Annotated in this window: 14 protein-coding genes and 1 riboswitch; of the genes, 11 read left to right on the forward strand and 3 right to left on the reverse strand. The window is 34.5% G+C overall.

Going from position 1 to position 16408, the window contains the following annotated elements:
* Positions 1–35: 35 nt before the first annotated feature.
* From DFQ06_RS15045 to DFQ06_RS15055, 3 genes are all read right to left on the reverse strand, one after another.
* Entirely contained in the window at positions 36–2750 is a 2715-nt protein-coding gene (locus tag DFQ06_RS15045; RefSeq protein WP_133968586.1) for a PorP/SprF family type IX secretion system membrane protein, read from the reverse strand.
* A complete protein-coding gene (locus DFQ06_RS15050; protein WP_133968588.1) occupies positions 2750–4192 on the reverse strand; it encodes a T9SS type B sorting domain-containing protein in 1443 nt (480 codons plus the stop codon). The genes DFQ06_RS15045 and DFQ06_RS15050 overlap by 1 nt, the downstream gene beginning before the upstream one ends.
* 132 nt (positions 4193–4324) lie before the next feature.
* Positions 4325–5638 (reverse strand): hypothetical protein, encoded by a 1314-nt coding sequence (locus DFQ06_RS15055; RefSeq protein ID WP_042504951.1) that lies wholly within the window; start codon positions 5636–5638, stop codon positions 4325–4327.
* A gap of 401 nt (positions 5639–6039) precedes the next feature.
* On the opposite strand from DFQ06_RS15055, the gene DFQ06_RS15060 reads away from it, so the two are divergent.
* The 11 genes from DFQ06_RS15060 to DFQ06_RS15110 all read left to right on the forward strand — a co-directional run bounded on the left by DFQ06_RS15060 (position 6040) and on the right by DFQ06_RS15110 (position 16139).
* A complete protein-coding gene (locus tag DFQ06_RS15060) occupies positions 6040–8208 on the forward strand; it encodes an endonuclease MutS2 (RefSeq protein WP_133968590.1) in 2169 nt (722 codons plus the stop codon).
* A 17-nt stretch (positions 8209–8225) separates the two neighbouring features.
* Positions 8226–8672 (forward strand): hypothetical protein, encoded by a 447-nt coding sequence (locus tag DFQ06_RS19485; protein ID WP_133968592.1) that lies wholly within the window; start codon positions 8226–8228, stop codon positions 8670–8672.
* A 34-nt stretch (positions 8673–8706) separates the two neighbouring features.
* A riboswitch (TPP riboswitch) is annotated at positions 8707–8809 on the forward strand.
* An 84-nt stretch (positions 8810–8893) separates the two neighbouring features.
* Complete coding sequence (gene thiS, locus DFQ06_RS15070; RefSeq protein ID WP_042504945.1) at positions 8894–9097, forward strand: sulfur carrier protein ThiS; 204 nt, start codon at positions 8894–8896, stop codon at positions 9095–9097.
* Between the two features lie 79 nt (positions 9098–9176).
* A complete protein-coding gene (gene thiC / locus DFQ06_RS15075) occupies positions 9177–11036 on the forward strand; it encodes a phosphomethylpyrimidine synthase ThiC (protein ID WP_133968594.1) in 1860 nt (619 codons plus the stop codon).
* A gap of 159 nt (positions 11037–11195) precedes the next feature.
* Positions 11196–11795: a thiamine phosphate synthase gene (locus tag DFQ06_RS15080; RefSeq protein WP_133968596.1), complete on the forward strand. Its 600-nt coding sequence runs from the start codon at positions 11196–11198 to the stop codon at positions 11793–11795.
* Complete coding sequence (locus DFQ06_RS15085; protein ID WP_133968598.1) at positions 11792–12544, forward strand: hydroxymethylpyrimidine/phosphomethylpyrimidine kinase; 753 nt, start codon at positions 11792–11794, stop codon at positions 12542–12544. Before DFQ06_RS15080 ends, DFQ06_RS15085 begins: the two co-directional genes overlap by 4 nt.
* A gap of 1 nt (position 12545) precedes the next feature.
* Positions 12546–13199 (forward strand): thiamine phosphate synthase, encoded by a 654-nt coding sequence (gene thiE, locus DFQ06_RS15090; RefSeq protein ID WP_133968600.1) that lies wholly within the window; start codon positions 12546–12548, stop codon positions 13197–13199.
* A 36-nt stretch (positions 13200–13235) separates the two neighbouring features.
* Entirely contained in the window at positions 13236–14009 is a 774-nt protein-coding gene (locus DFQ06_RS15095) for a thiazole synthase (RefSeq protein ID WP_133968602.1), read from the forward strand.
* Positions 14010–14016: 7 nt separating this feature from the next.
* A complete protein-coding gene (gene thiH, locus DFQ06_RS15100) occupies positions 14017–15129 on the forward strand; it encodes a 2-iminoacetate synthase ThiH (RefSeq protein WP_042504938.1) in 1113 nt (370 codons plus the stop codon).
* A gap of 65 nt (positions 15130–15194) precedes the next feature.
* The gene (locus DFQ06_RS15105; protein ID WP_133968604.1) at positions 15195–15614 is read left to right on the forward strand and encodes a thiol-disulfide oxidoreductase DCC family protein; all 420 of its coding nucleotides are present in this window, start codon (positions 15195–15197) and stop codon (positions 15612–15614) included.
* Positions 15615–15707: 93 nt separating this feature from the next.
* Positions 15708–16139 carry a hypothetical protein gene (locus DFQ06_RS15110; protein WP_133968606.1) on the forward strand — a complete coding sequence of 144 codons (432 nt, stop codon included), beginning with the start codon at positions 15708–15710 and terminating at the stop codon, positions 16137–16139.
* Positions 16140–16408 lie beyond the last annotated feature (269 nt).

Below are 16408 nucleotides of genomic sequence, written 5' to 3' on the forward strand. Positions count from 1 at the left end.
AGATAACTAATGAAGCTGTATAGTATACTTCTTCATTAGTTTTCAATTCTCACCATTGACATTTTACTGTTATATGGAGCGTTATTTTTATTCTTTAATGCTCTTGATGCCGTTTCGATATAATCGAATTTTTGAGAATAAATAAAATATTTACTGCTTGTAACATCATAAAAGAAATCAATATTAGATTGTCCTGCTGCAACTGCTTTAGTTAAAAAGGCATCTCTTTGAGCTTCATCTGCATGTACTGCAATTACCATATAATATCCACTTTCCGCTTTAGCAACATTTTTCACAATTTGAATATTACTTTGAACATCTCCAAAATCGAAATCGCTTTCGGTTAATGGTTCTGCACTTACAGCTGTAGATTCCTTAATATAATTTAAAGCAGCTCTATCCTTATTATATCGATCATCTTCGTTATCATAATTCGCTTTTTTAATACGGCGTTTTCTCTCAATATCTGTAGCAATTTTAATATCCTCTAATGTCGACACCAAACGCTCTTGAGCACGTTTTGCTTCTTGTTGTTCTTTATATAAAAGCTCAATAGCATCTAAATAAATAACATTAACTGGATCTTGCTTACTTTTTACTTTTTTACGTCTTTCGTTATATAATTTTTCAATTTCCTTAATTTTTTCGTCTCTGTTGGTTATAACATTTTCAACATCGGCCTTCAAGGCTTCTAAAGCAGCGTTTTCTGCAGTTACACTTTTAAATGGCTTAGGCGCACTAACAATACCTTGATCTCTTAAATCATTTTCTTGTTTTAATTCATCTAAATCCTTTTGTTTACTAGCCATTTTTTCATTTAATCGGCTTAGTAAATCTTCTTGAATAATTTTAGACTCATCGGTTAATTTTGTTAAATCAATCATTGATTGCGTAGCTACATCCATTGGGGCATTCCCTATAGCTTCAACGATTTCTTCTGCTCTCGATGAATTTTCTATTTGATTTTTAGCTACTGCGTCTGCTTTTGCTAATTCTTCTGCTCTAGCTTTTGCATCGGCCGCTTGTTGTGCTTTTGCTAACTCTTCTGCTTTTGCTTTTGCATCGGCTGCTTGTTGTGCTTTTGCTATCTCTTCTGCTCTAGCTTTCGCATCGGCTGCTTGTTGTGCTTTTGCTATCTCTTCTGCTCTAGCTTTCGCATCGGCTGCTTGTTGTGCTTTTGCTAACTCTTCTGCTTTAGCTTTCGCATCGGCTGCTTGTTGTGCTTTTGCTAACTCTTCTGCTCTAGCTTTCGCATCGGCTGCTTGTTGTGCTTTTGCTAACTCTTCTGCTCTAGCTTTCGCATCGGCTGCTTGTTGTGCTTTTGCTAACTCTTCTGCTTTAGCTTTCGCATCGGCTGCTTGTTGTGCTTTTGCTAACTCTTCTGCTCTAGCTTTTGCATCGGCTGCTTGTTGCGCTCTAGCCAATTCTTCTGCTTTTGCTTTTGCATCGGCTGCTTGTTGTGCTTTTGCTAACTCTTCTGCTTTTGCTTTTGCATCGGCTTCTTGCTGTGCTTTAGCCAATTCTTCTGCATTTGCATCAACTTCAACTTCTTCAGTAACTTCTTCAACTTCTGCTTGCTTCTCTTCTATATCGGCTACTTCCTCCGTTTCGCTTGGCGCTTCAGCTAACTGCTTTGCTTCCTCTTTAGCTTTGGCCTCTGCCTCAAATTGTGCTTTTCTTTCAGTCTTTACTTTTTCACTAGCAACTCTATTAGCTCTAAATCTTTCTTTATCACTTTCCGAAGTTGCTGCACTTGCTTTTCTTTTATTAACAGACTTTCTTTTTTTATTAGATGAAGAAAAAATTGAACCATCTTCCTCATCATCACTATAATTATATCTATATTTTTTATTGAATTTATAGGCCAAAGTAATTTCATGAGAATTTCCAAATTCAGATAATTCGCCCATAGATTGCTCGTAATTATATTCTACTGCTATTTGCTTACTAATATTTAAACCTATACCAGCCGAAGCCCCATAAAGCGTGTTATAACCAGCTTGTCCCCATATACCTTTTGGAACAGTAAGCATCATAACTCCTGAAATTACAGTTTGATCTTTTTTAAATTCCGATCTTACTAAACCTGAAAATTTACTACTATCGAAAAAACCACTGCCTTGTAAAAAGCCTGTATACATAATATGACCTTGTATACTTTGTTCTGGATTTTCTTCGATGAGCTCGGAAGTGTTTAAGTTATATGATACCAAATTGTTTACAGAAACACCAAAATCGAAAAACATGGTGCCGTAGTTTATTCCTGGATTTATGGTAACTACAGAGCTTTTTTCGGTATTATTTAATGCTGAATCTGGGAAATTTGAAACTATTTTACCTTGGTCTATGCCACTTTGATAAAATGCAACGTTGGTACCAAAAGTTAAATTACTATCCCTATCGAAAACGGCGTTGTATGCAAAGTTTAAAATACCACCAAAATTAGTATACACACCATTACTCTGTTGAAATAAACCAATACCAACTCCGGTATTTTCGCTAAATCGTCCAGAATAACTTACTAAATAATTTTCTGGTGCATTTTCGAACTGAGCCCATTGTTTTTTATTAGTAATACTTATGTATTTGTTTTGTTCTCTTACAAAACTGAAGGTTGGGTTTAATGCATATTTGTTAAACTTCAAAGAGTTTCTAACAGGCAGCGTAAACGCAACAACACCATTCTCTTGAGAATGGAGCTGAGTAATTAAACTAAAAAACAGGACGATATGTAGTATGCTCTTTTTCACTATTTTATGATCGTTATTGATCCCTTTTGCTTTTCACCAGTAGACGTTGTAATGATGTAATAATAAACAGGACTGATATTTGTAAAGTCTAATTGATCTACTGGCCAATTATTTTGATAATCATCACTCTTAAAAACAACTTTACCTTGCGTACTAAATATTACTACTTCGGCATTTGTGCCACTCACATAATCTTGTGGTATAACCCAAGTGTCATTCTCTCCATCATTATTAGGACTAACAATATTTGGAATTAATGCTACATCTGGAAATAAATCGATGGCCTTATCTACATCAAACAAAAAAGTTTTAGTTGAAACACAGCCCGAAGTTTGAGTTACCTCAACTTTATAATTACCAGATTGTGTAGCTTCATAAATATCAGTATTTGCGCTAGCTATAAGCGTTTCATTTAAGTACCACTTAAATTCAGGATCCACAGCTGTTGTACTTGCCGTAACAACTAAAGTTTCTTCCACTTCAAGACTATTAAATTCTGGTACATCTATACTTGCTGTAAAATCTGTATTTACTATTTCTATTGATGCACTACTAGAACAACTTCCAAGATCTACACTCACAGAATACATTCCTTCCGTATTAGTAGTATACATTTGGCTAGTTGCCCCTTCGATTTCTGTACCGTTTAAATACCATTGGTATGCATTACCATTTATAGCACTTAAAGTGGTTGGACCTTCGGTAGCACAATATGGAATATCTAAGCTTGAATTTATAGCAAATGTTGAATTGTTAGAGACTATTTCGCTAACAGTTACTCTATTTGAAAATGAATTTGAAGTACAGGTACCATAATTAGTTTCTACAAAATAAATGCCTGGAGTATCAACAGCTAAAGTGCTTCCCGAAGCAACAAAAACAGATGTTGTTGGGCTAGTTTCTAGATACCAATTAAAACTAAGTGATGGGTATTGTAAAGGAGAATCGTTCAGTAGACCACCGGGATTATCTATAGTTAATAAATAACTTCCGCCGGTACAATAAGAACCTGTATCAATTAAATTATTTATAGAAAAAGGTGTGTCTTGAATTTTATAATAAGCAGGAAATCCATTGGATGCCGAACTTGAAGCTACAGGAGCTGTACTTCTGATTTTAATTTTAAAATTTTCGCCTGTCGTTGTTGTTGGAATAGAAAACTCTAGTGTTGCTGGAGTTTTGATTACACTACCTGCATCTGAAATATAAATATCTGTGGAATTAGTAAAATCACCATTCTCATCAGAAAGTTCTATAATAAATTGATTCGTCGCTTCTAAATTTGCTTCTGGAGAAAAAGAAAACGTAGCATAATACGTATTGAACGAAGGCCCTGCACAAGCTTGAGAAAAACCAAGATTTGGCTTACTTATAACAATTTGAGCACTTACCATACTAGTAAAGCTCAAAACAAAAAAAGCAAAAACACTTAATCTTTTCATTCTATATTACTTGTTAATATTTTTATATAATTTCATATCACACTTAACTTCAGTTAGTTAAGAAAACAGTTTTAGCCCGACATAAAGACACCTTATAAATACAAAGCTTATTTTTATTGAGCTATAAACCAATTAGTCAGTACCAACATCGTGAGATGCTATAATTTTATTAATCTGTAAACGGTAATCTGGTCTACGCTCGTTTCTTATGTCAATAAATGTTTCTGCATTATGACTTTTAGAATAAACATTATAAAAAGCTGAGTTTCCGTACCAGTTTTCTAAATCTTCGTTATTAGAATTGTGTTCAACAAAAATGTTTCCGTTACAATTGTTGAAATACATGTTTGTGAATTTAATTTTATCTAAATTTTCTTGATTAATATTGATCTTATCTTGTAAAATAACAGCTGGATTAAAACCAGAAATAACACCTTTCTCCATATTTAAAGAAGCGCTCTCTCCTATATATACAGCCTCATTAACTAATCCTTGTTGAATATCGCCTTCTAAATTTTCACTATCATTAAGCATAGTAATGTTTTGAGCAGTTACCGATGTTCCTGGTTTAGAAAAATCTACCTCAGAAATCTCATCGAAACCTAAAACTTGAAAACATCTAGACCCCTCACTACTAGAAATATATGGAGATCTTACAGCTAAAGAATTAGTAAGTTTGCATTGCGCGCCGTAATTAAATTTAAAATCATTACTACTTGTTCTGAATGATACTATTTTATCTAAAGTAACATTACCACCCCATACTTCAATAGCATCTCCACCAGAATAACTTAACATAATATTATCAAATACCGTTTGGCTACCTACTCCTGCTAATAAAAGTCCGTTTAAATATCCAGCACCTTTAACACGTTTACCAGCATATTCAATACGAACATATCTTAAAACACCAGAACAACTTTCTGCATCATTGCCTCCAAAGTTTGTATAAGCATAATCGCTTTGGTTTAAATCCGAATAAAAAGTTGCTACAGAACCATTACCGAACTTATTGCTTGGCGCATCACCTAGTATAGTAATACCTCCCCAATCCCCAGCGCGTTTCACACTTCTATTAGAAGTAAAAACTATTGGGTCTGTTTCTAAACCATCTGCCATAAGAACAGCTCCTTTAGTAATGGTAAGTGACGCCTTAGAAGCATAATCACCAATAATAACAGTACCGGGTTCAATAGTCAATGTTGCATTGTTGGTTACAAAAACACTACCTACAAGAAGATAAGTATCTCTCTTACTTAAAGTCGTGTTTTCATTAATGTTACCTGTTAATATTTTGTTTGGCTCTCTATAGTCGGTTTGGTTTGGTTTAAACTCAGTCCAATTATCTAACCAATTATTAACACCTATGATACCTTTTTCTTGTTGCGCAAAAGCACTTCCCATCAAAAACAAAAAGAAAAGTAATTCTAAAGTAAATTTTTTCATAATAATTAAATTTTAAGCGTGAAACAGCAAACAATGCTTCTAAACTTTAAACAAAAATACAACAATTAAACTATGAAAAGATACATTTTATCGATGAAATGCATTTTTATGTCGTTTGACAGCTCTTTTTTATCGATGAAATGCACCTTTACTCGCTAAAAGCCCTGATAATCAACAAAAACGCAAAAAGCAAAAAAGGGTCATATTATAAGTATTTTCATCTATTTTTTATAAAAAACGAATCTACTCAAGCTAATTTACAAAATTTAACAAGAATATACTTACTCAAAAAGCACTTTAACCTATTAATTTTATATACCTATATAGTAACTCACAATTATCAATTAGAATATGTAAATTAGCACTCATTTTACGACTTAAAACACCCCATTAAACTTCGAATGATACACATTCACGAAAAAACATTACAAGATTTAGAATTTCAAACGGTTTTACAACAAGTAAGCGAGCTTTGCGTTACACCATTAGGCAATCAAAAAGCATTAGATATTACTCCTTTTAAAACAAAAGAAGATCTTCAAAGCGCTTTACTGCTTACAAACGAATTCTTATCTTCTTTTCATAATGATAACCGTATACCAAATCATGGTTTCGATACTATTATAAACGAACTAAAGCTTTTACGTATAGAAAACACCTATTTAGAGGTACATGGTTTAAAGAAAATTGTATCCATGTCTATTTCTGTAAATGCTATAGTAGTATTTTTAAAGAAGTTTCATGAATACTATCCAAACCTAAATGCATTTGCATCTCATATAGAAGTTACCAAAGTCCTTATTGAAAAAGTAGATGCTATTGTAGATCGCTTTGGAGATATAAAGGATAATGCATCAAATACCTTATTCGATTTAAGACAAGCCATAAACAGAATAAAAGGAAAAATTAATGCCAGTTTTAGTTCCGCATTGAATACCTATCATGGATTAGAGTATCTAGATGATATTCGCGAATCGGTAGTAGATAATAAACGTGTACTTGCCGTAAAAGCGATGTATCGCCGTAAGGTTAAAGGTGCCATAATGGGTGGCAGTAAAACCGGAAGCATTGTATATATAGAACCAGAAACTACATTACAATATTCTAGAGAGCTTAATAATTTAGAATATGAAGAGCACGAAGAGGTTATTCGTATTTTAAAAGATGTCACTAATTTTATTCGTCCTTTTTTAACACTTTTAGAAGATTACCAATCTTTTCTAATCGATATCGATGTTATTTCCGCGAAAGCGAAATACGCAAATTCCATGAATGCGATACTTCCGGAATTCACCGAAGATGGCAGCATGAATTTACGAGACGCCTACCACCCACTACTCTATTTAAATAATTTAGCAAAGGAAGAAAAAACATTTCCGCAAAGTATAAAACTAAAAAAAGACAGTCGCATCATTGTTATTTCTGGCCCCAATGCCGGCGGAAAAAGTATTACGTTAAAAACAGTAGGTTTACTGCAAGTTATGCTACAAAGTGGTATGCTTATTCCGGTGCACGAAAGAAGTACCGTAACTTTATTCGATAGGATTTTAAGTGATATTGGAGATAATCAATCTATAGAAAACCATTTAAGCACCTATAGTTACCGTTTAAAACAAATGAATTATTTCTTGAAGAAGTGTAACAAAAACACGCTTTTTTTAATAGATGAATTCGGAACAGGAAGTGACCCAGAACTTGGTGGCGCTTTAGCGGAAACATTTTTAGAAGAATTTTACCATCGTGAAGCCTTCGGGATTATTACTACACATTATTCTAACCTGAAAATTCTAGCAAACGAAATGCCACACATGTTAAATGCCAATATGTTGTTTGACGAGCGTACACTCGAACCTCTTTTTAAACTCGTTATCGGTCAGGCCGGAAGTAGTTTTACTTTTGAGGTCGCTCAAAAAAACGGTATACCTTATAGTTTAATAAACCGTGCCAAAAAGAAAATTGAACGTAGTAAAGTCCGTTTTGATGCTACCATTGCAAAACTTCAAAAAGAACGTTCTAAACTCGAAAAAACCGGGCAATCTCTAAAAGAAAACGAAAAGAAAAAAGGAGAAGAAGCCGATAAACTAGAAGAAATAAACACCAAAATACAAAAGAAACTAGAAAGCTATCAAGAACTTTACGATAGCAACCAACGCCTTATTTACTTAGGACAAAAAGTAAACGATATTGCCGAAAAATTCTTTAACAACAAGCAGAAAAAAGAAATGATGGGCGAATTGTTTAAAGTAGTTCAAATTGAAAATTCTAAACGCAAACGTGTTACTGTAAAAGAGAAAAAGAAAGTTAAGGCGAAAGAAATTCAAGTTAAAAAAGAAGTAGAAAAGAAAGTTGAAGTTATTCGCGAGAAGAAAAAAGAGGAAAAGAAAAAAGCTATTGAAGCACCTAAACCAAAAGCTATAATTAGGCTTGGCGATCGCGTACGCATGGAAGATGGTCGTGCTGTTGGAACTGTAGATAAAATAGAAAAAAATAAAGCGGTTGTAAATTATGGCATCTTTACTACTAACGTCAGTATCGACCAGTTGGAATTGGTGGAGCATATTAAGAAGTGATACTTTTCCTAAAAAAGATGAAGACGTATATCTTAAAGGATAAATTTTTACAACCATTATTAATAACGCTGTGTTACTCTTTTTTTTACATTGGTAAAAGTAATGATATGGTTTTCTTTGGTATCCTTTTTTTAATAATGCTTACTGTATTTTTCATTGTACATTATTTCAAAGCGGATCTTTATATTCAAAATTTCTCAATAGTAAACAACGCTCTCGAAATTCGATATCAAAGAAATTTATCTAAAAATGATGTAAAATCATTTTTAACACATTCTAAAACAATCAAATCCTTTTCCTTTAATTCAAAATCATTTTTAGACACATCACATAATATTTCTATTAAATATATAGATGAAGATGGACTTCATCTAAAAAAGATTTTTAAAACAAATAATGATGATACATTTACAAGTATAATTCATCATTTAAAAAATGAAAAAAAACAATCTCATTTTTTGTAGTCTAATCTTTCATAGTTTTATATATATTTGCGATAGTAAACTTTAGGAGTAATTAATTATTAAGTTAATTAGTTTGAGAAATATCCTTAGAACCTGATTTGGTTAACACCAACGGAGGGAAAAGTTAACAGTGTAACCACTGCCCTTTTTTCAAATTCCAAAATCTTTTATTGTTTACAAAATTGTTTGACTATTTTTTTTAGTCTCAAAACCGTTTTTGTATGATAAACATAAAAGTAAACAACCAAAATCACAAATTTAAAGTCAATAGCACGCTAGACCAGGTTCTAGAAATGCTAGATATTTCTCCTCAAGGCATTGCGCTAGCCGTAAACCAAGATATTATCACAAAACTACTTTGGTCAACACATACCCTAACAGAGGGCGACAGTGTTTTAATTATTACAGCCACACAAGGCGGTTAACCCCTACTCCAAAAACAAATAATCAAACAAAAATTTAACCATAATATACTAACAGTTACAGCGAAAAAAACCACAAGCCATGAAGCAAAAAGATACCGCTCCAAAACAAGACGGAATTACTAGAAATCCTTTTCCTAATTCTAAAAAAATATATGTAGAAGGCAAAATTCATCCACAAATTAAAGTGGCCATGCGCGAAATTTCTTTGAGCGACACCACCGATTCGATGACCAAAAAGAAAACGCCAAACGAGCCTGTAACTGTTTACGATACCTCGGGGCCATATACCGATCCAAACAAAAAAATAGACATCCACGCCGGTATCGAACGTATTCGTGAAAGCTGGATTAAAGAGCGTGGCGATGTGGAGCAGCTCGAAGCTTTTTCATCAGAGTATTGCAACCAACGTTTAAACGATAAAAGTTTAGACCACATGCGCTTTTCGCTTCAAAAAAAGCCAATGCGCGCCAAAAGCGGACAAAACGTAACCCAATTACATTACGCTAAAAAAGGTATTATTACTCCAGAAATGGAATACATCGCGATTCGTGAAAACCAACGTATCGACCAGATGACGGAGATTAGAAAACAACACAAAGGCGAACACTTCGGCGCTTCTATTCCCGATAAAATCACACCAGAATTTGTACGCTCAGAAGTAGCCAAAGGTCGCGCCGTAATCCCTTCAAACATTAACCATCCCGAAGCCGAACCTATGATTTTAGGACGTAATTTCTTGGTGAAAATCAATGCCAATATTGGTAATTCTGCCGTAACATCTTCCATTGAAGAAGAAGTAGAAAAAGCTGTTTGGGCATGCCGTTGGGGAGCAGATAATATTATGGACCTTTCTACGGGTGAGAACATTCACGAAACTCGAGAATGGATTATCCGTAACTCACCAGTTCCAGTAGGTACCGTGCCAATTTACCAAGCTTTAGAAAAAGTAAATGGCGTTGCCGAAAATTTAACTTGGGAAATTTTCCGTGACACCCTAATCGAACAAGCCGAACAAGGTGTAGATTATTTCACCATTCACGCTGGCGTTTTATTGCGTTACGTACCCATGACGGCAAAACGTGTTACTGGCATTGTATCTCGTGGTGGCTCTATTATGGCAAAATGGTGTTTAGCACATCATAAAGAAAGTTTTTTATACACCCATTTCGAAGATATTTGCGAAATTTTAAAACAGTACGATGTTGCCTTTTCACTTGGTGATGGTCTGCGTCCTGGCTCAGTTGCCGATGCTAACGACGAGGCACAATTTGCCGAATTAGAAACCCTTGGCGAACTTACACAAATAGCCCGTAAGCACGAAGTACAGTGTTTTATAGAAGGTCCTGGTCACGTACCAATGCACATGATTAAGGAAAATATGGAAAAGCAAATTGAACTTTGCGACGAGGCTCCTTTTTACACCTTAGGCCCTTTAACCACAGACATCGCACCAGGTTACGACCACATTACATCGGGCATCGGTGCCGCCATGATTGGTTGGTACGGTTGTGCCATGCTTTGCTACGTAACGCCAAAAGAACACCTTGGTTTACCTAATAAAGAAGACGTTCGTGTGGGTGTGGTTACCTATAAATTAGCCGCCCATGCTGCGGATTTAGCCAAAGGTCATCCAGGTTCTCAACATCGTGATAACGCCCTAAGTATGGCACGTTTCGAGTTCCGTTGGGAAGATCAATTTAACCTTGGTTTAGACCCCGAACGCGCTCGCGAATATCACGATGAAACCCTACCTGCCGAAGGTGCTAAAATTGCGCATTTCTGTTCTATGTGTGGTCCAAAATTCTGCTCCATGAAAATTTCTCAAGAAGTTAGAGATTTTGCCGCCGAAAACGACATTGTAAACAACGAGGTTATTGCAAAAGGTTTCGAAGAAAAATCGAAAGAATTTAAAGAAAAAGGATCCGAAGTGTATCTTTAACAAATAATTTGGGAGTTCCCGTGCTTTTTCGCAAAAGCACGGTCGGGCTTTCCGTTACAATCTTTTGCAAAAAAGCAAAAGGATTTCCACTGCAATCCCTAACTCAGTGTCACGGCATAGCGCTACGGCATTAGAAGTTACAAAACACAACCATAAAAAATGATAGTCTTAATTTCACCAGAAAACGATATTCCAAACGAAATTGAAATACTTAATCAGTTATTTCAAGAAGGTTTACAATACTATCATTTTAGAAAACCTGAAAAAAATTACGACCAGCATTGTGCTTATTTAAATCAAATAGAGGCGCAATATCATAACCGCATTGTGGTTCATTATTTTCATGAGCTTGTTAATACATACCCATTAAAAGGCATTCATTTTCAAGAACAAAAACGGAAAGACCACATTGATAATCCTGGGCAATATTTTAAAAACTTAAGCATGTATGGAAAAACCATTAGCTCATCTTTTCATGAAATTCAAGACCTTATCGACTGCGAATTCGAATTCGATTATCATTTATTAAGTCCGGTGTTTTCATCCATTTCAAAAGCAGGTTACGAAGGTCGTGGATTCGACGTTAATCATATTGACAAATTTATTGTTGGCATGGGTGGTATCAACATCGATACCTTATTAGAAACTTTCAAACTCGGTTTTAAAGGCGTTGGCGTTTTAGGTGGTGTTTGGAACGCCGAAAACCCTGTAAAAAGCTTTATAGAATTACAAACAGCACATAGCAGCATCAAACTTTGAAAAACAGACCAAACACATTAACCATTGCAGGTTTCGATCCCACTAACGGTGCCGGATTAACAGCCGATGTTAAAACATTCGAGGCCTTAAAATGTTATGGTTTATCTGTTTGCACGGCAAATACAGTACAAGATGATCAGGAATTTATCTCTTGCCACTGGATACCGGCTTCAATTATTTTAAATCAAATAGACGTTCTTTTTAATCGTTTTGAAATCAACTTTGTTAAAATTGGCATTGTAGAAAACTGGGATACTTTAGAAATTATCATCAATAAATTACAAAGCTTAAAACCTGAAATAAAAATCATATTAGATCCTATTTTAAAATCGAGTTCTAATTTTGATTTCCATAGTGATCATTCAGAAAAACTAGATATAATATTATCTAAAATCTATCTACTCACGCCTAATTACAACGAAATTCAACAATTATATCCAGAGAAAGATATCAGCGAAACTATTGCACATATTCAATCTAAAACCAATCTATTTTTAAAAGGTGGTCATCATCCCGAAAAACTAGGACAAGACGCGCTTCATCTTAAAAACAAAAAACATTTTATATTGAATACTAGGTCTAAAAATTGTACTGAAAAACATGGTAGCGGCTGTGTATTATCATCAGCAATAACAAGCTATTTAGCCTTGGAGTTCCCTATATTGAAAGCCTGTTTAAAAGGGAAACAATACACCGAAAAATTTTTAAGATCTAATACCTCATTATTAGGCTTTCATTCAAAAAAATAATATGAAAACGACATTACATTACATATCGCAAGGTACCACACCGCAAGACCATTTAAATAATATTCACAGTGCCTGCGCTGCAGGAGCCGAGTTGGTACAGTTACGCTTGAAAAAATCCAATCCTAAAACCATTTTAGAAACCGCAAAAAAGGCAAGAGAAATCACCAATCATTTCCAAACGCGTTTAATTATTAACGACCATTATAAAGTGGCTGTAGAAGTTAAAGCCGACGGTGTACATTTAGGTAAAAAAGATACTTGCCCAACCGTAGCTAGAAAAGCATTGGCTTCTTGGCAAATTATTGGAGGCACCGCAAATACGCTAAAAGATTGCCAAACACTTATCGATAAAAAAGTAGATTATATTGGTTTAGGCCCTTTTCGTTTTACCGAAACAAAAGATAATTTAAGTCCTGTTTTAGGAGAAAAAGGCTATGCTGAAATTATTACGGCTTTAAACACCAAAACACCAATTATTGCTATTGGTGGCATCACCTTAAATGATGTGTTAGACCTTATGATTACTGGTGTTTTTGGCATTGCAGTTTCAGGTGAAATTACCCGCGACTTCAATAAAATAACAAAATTTAAAGCACTAATAAACGGAGGAACAGCACCAGAACAACTTTGGAAACCTGAAGAACCCAAAAATTAAAAAAAGCTCAACCCTTTAATAAAAGTTACTTTTATTATGAATGATAAATTACAAATAGCAGATAAAACTTTTTCCTCTAGACTGTTTACAGGCACCGGAAAATTTAGTTCCTCGGCATTAATGAAATCCGCTTTATTGGCTTCGGAAAGTGAGTTAATCACTGTCGCTCTAAAACGCGTCGATGTTCAAGATAAAGACGACGATATTTTGTCGCATTTAAATCATCCAAGAATTAATTTATTACCAAATACATCGGGTGTTCGCAATGCTAAAGAAGCTGTTTTTGCAGCACAATTATCGCGCGAAGCTTTAGAAACCAATTGGATTAAATTAGAAATTCATCCGGATCCAAAATACTTATTACCAGATCCCATTGAAACTCTAAAAGCAGCCGAAGCGTTAGTAAAATTAGGTTTTGTAGTAATGCCCTATATCCATGCCGACCCAGTATTATGCAAACGTTTAGAAGAAGTAGGTACGCAATGCGTGATGCCTTTAGGCGCTCCAATTGGCAGTAATAAAGGTTTAAAAACTCAAGATTTTCTAGAAATTATAATCGATCAAAGTAACGTCCCAGTCATTGTAGATGCAGGAATTGGCGCACCATCACATGCTGCTTATGCTATGGAATTAGGAGCCGATGCCGTGTTGGTGAATACCGCTATTGCCGTTTCACAAAATCCAACTGCAATGGCCATCGCTTTTAAACTAGCCGTTGAAGCTGGACGCATAGCGCATCAAGCAAAATTAGCACCTATTGTCCATAAAAAAGCTGAAGCTAGTAGTCCGTTAACCAGTTTTTTGAATTAATAAATCCATGAGCAGCTTTACAAACACTTTTAATACATATAATTGGGATGATACCCTACAAAGCATTTTTTCTAAAACAGAAAGCGATGTACTGCGTGCTTTAAGTAATTCTAAACGCAATTTAGAAGATTTTAAAGCCCTAATTTCTCCTGCTGCAAAGCCCTATTTAGAAGATATGGCACAGCTTAGTAGAGCATTAACTAAAAAACGCTTCGGGAATACCATACAAATGTATTCGCCTATGTATTTAAGTAACGAATGTCAAAACATTTGTACTTATTGTGGCTTTAGCATGACAAATAAAATTCCGCGTAGAACGCTAACCGATGCCGAAATTTTAAAAGAAGTTGCTTATATAAAATCTAAAGGCTACGACCATATTTTACTGGTTACTGGCGAAGCGAATAAAACGGTTGGTGTCGAGTATATAAAAAATGCGCTTCAACTCATCCGTTCACATTTTTCGAATATTACCATTGAAGTACAGCCTTTAGACCAAAAAGACTATGAAGAATTGATAGACAACGGACTATTTGCTGTTTTAGTTTATCAAGAAACATATCATCGAGATGAATATAAAAAACATCACCCAAAAGGGAAAAAATCTAACTTCAATTATAGATTAGAAACGCCCGATCGCTTAGGTAAAGCAGGAATTCATAAAATTGGATTAGGAGCTTTATTTGGTTTAGAAGATTGGCGTGCCGATAGTTTTTTTACAGCCTTACATTTAAAATATTTACAAAAAACGTACTGGAAAACAAAATACTCCATTTCTTTCCCGAGACTTCGCCCCCATTCTGGCGGTTTAGATCCTAAGGTAGAAATGACCGATCCCGATTTAGTACAGCTTATTTGCGCTTTTCGATTATTAGACGAAGATGTGGAGTTATCCATGTCGACACGCGAGAGTGAAGTATTTAGAAATAATATTGTAAATCTTGGCGTAACCTCCATAAGTGCCGAATCTAAAACCAACCCTGGCGGTTATGCCGTGGCTCCAGAATCTTTAGAGCAGTTTGAAATTTCGGATGAGCGTTCTACAGAAGCCGTGGCTAGCATGCTAAAATCGAAAGGATTGGAAGTAGTTTGGAAAGATTGGGCTAATAATTGGGAATAAAATAAACGTTGCATTTAAGCGGTTTTAATTGCTTTGAAAGCCATTAAAAATGGTATTTTTGCATTATGAATTTCGGAGTCCCTAAGCAGAAAAAACTGATACTATTTGATGGGGTTTGCAACCTTTGCAACAGTAGTGTACAGTATGTAATAAAACGCGATAAAAAAGAACAATTCTTGTTTAGCGCACTACAGAGTGACACTGGAAAACAAATACTTAACCAGTATAAAATTGACACAGCCAAAATAGATTCTATTTTACTTTATACACCAGAAAAAGGGATTAATTACAAATCTACCGCAGCCCTAAAAGTAGCGACTTCTCTTGGTTTTCCTGTAAATTTAATGGCTATATTTTTTATAGTCCCTACTTTTATTAGAAATTGGGTTTACGATTTTATAGCAAAAAACAGATACAAATGGTATGGCAAAAAAGAATCTTGTATGATACCAACTCCTGAATTAAAAAATCGGTTTTTAGATTAAGCTTCTACTCTACCAAATTATTTACTTAAATTAAATATCACTTTTACACGCAACCTTTTTGTTATCTAACTATCTATAAATAAACATAAAGTTATGATGAAAAAAATAGTTTGCTTGGCTTTAATGACGTTATTTATGTCCTGCAACAATAGTGACGACGAACTCGATTGCTCGGCTGTCTTATGTGTGCAACCTTCTATTTTTATTAATTTGATTGACTCTGAAACCAACGAAAACCTTGTACTTCAAAATAATATTTCTAATGAAGATATTTTGATACTAAACAAAACAGAAACAGAACAAGAGTTTAATATTATAGAATCGAATGGTTTATTATCTATTCCGAAAAGTTTACTTACTGGGAGCTTAGATATTAATATAAACTCAGTACATGTAGCTTTTGTAAATTACGATACATCGATTCCGGAAACCGATACATGCTGTGATTCTGGAAATCTTATTAATGTTTCCGTTACCGATAAAACCTTTGAGTTAGATAACAATACGGTTACTATTTTTTTATAGCACTTACCTCTAGTAGAACTTCTTTTTTTTAGAAATTAAGCCTACAACCATGACGGATTGTTGCGGGAGCAATAGCAGCGGCATCCTTTTTGTAAAGCTTAAAATAGACCGAAACTTCATTCTTTATATAATTTTTAATTAATTGTTTAAATAATAAAATTGGTACTAATCTGCTTTATAAAAAGATACAGCGAATAGCGCGGTTTTTATTTTTCTTAAAAACCCGCCCAAAAAAATTTTGAAATTATGTATCTTCCTTTCCGATTTTG

Source organism: Algibacter lectus, from assembly GCF_004368925.1.
In the GTDB taxonomy this organism is placed as follows: domain Bacteria; phylum Bacteroidota; class Bacteroidia; order Flavobacteriales; family Flavobacteriaceae; genus Algibacter; species Algibacter lectus.

Coding starts and splice junctions, on each gene's coding strand:
- DFQ06_RS15050 (WP_133968588.1), bottom strand. CDS start 4,192: ATGAAAAGATTAAGTGTTTTTGCTTTTTTTGTTTTGAGCTTTACTAGT.
- DFQ06_RS15055 (WP_042504951.1), bottom strand. CDS start 5,638: ATGAAAAAATTTACTTTAGAATTACTTTTCTTTTTGTTTTTGATGGGA.
- DFQ06_RS15060 (WP_133968590.1), top strand. CDS start 6,040: ATGATACACATTCACGAAAAAACATTACAAGATTTAGAATTTCAAACG.
- DFQ06_RS19485 (WP_133968592.1), top strand. CDS start 8,226: ATGAAGACGTATATCTTAAAGGATAAATTTTTACAACCATTATTAATA.
- thiS (WP_042504945.1), top strand. CDS start 8,894: ATGATAAACATAAAAGTAAACAACCAAAATCACAAATTTAAAGTCAAT.
- thiC (WP_133968594.1), top strand. CDS start 9,177: ATGAAGCAAAAAGATACCGCTCCAAAACAAGACGGAATTACTAGAAAT.
- DFQ06_RS15080 (WP_133968596.1), top strand. CDS start 11,196: ATGATAGTCTTAATTTCACCAGAAAACGATATTCCAAACGAAATTGAA.
- thiE (WP_133968600.1), top strand. CDS start 12,546: ATGAAAACGACATTACATTACATATCGCAAGGTACCACACCGCAAGAC.
- DFQ06_RS15095 (WP_133968602.1), top strand. CDS start 13,236: ATGAATGATAAATTACAAATAGCAGATAAAACTTTTTCCTCTAGACTG.
- thiH (WP_042504938.1), top strand. CDS start 14,017: ATGAGCAGCTTTACAAACACTTTTAATACATATAATTGGGATGATACC.
- DFQ06_RS15105 (WP_133968604.1), top strand. CDS start 15,195: ATGAATTTCGGAGTCCCTAAGCAGAAAAAACTGATACTATTTGATGGG.
- DFQ06_RS15110 (WP_133968606.1), top strand. CDS start 15,708: ATGATGAAAAAAATAGTTTGCTTGGCTTTAATGACGTTATTTATGTCC.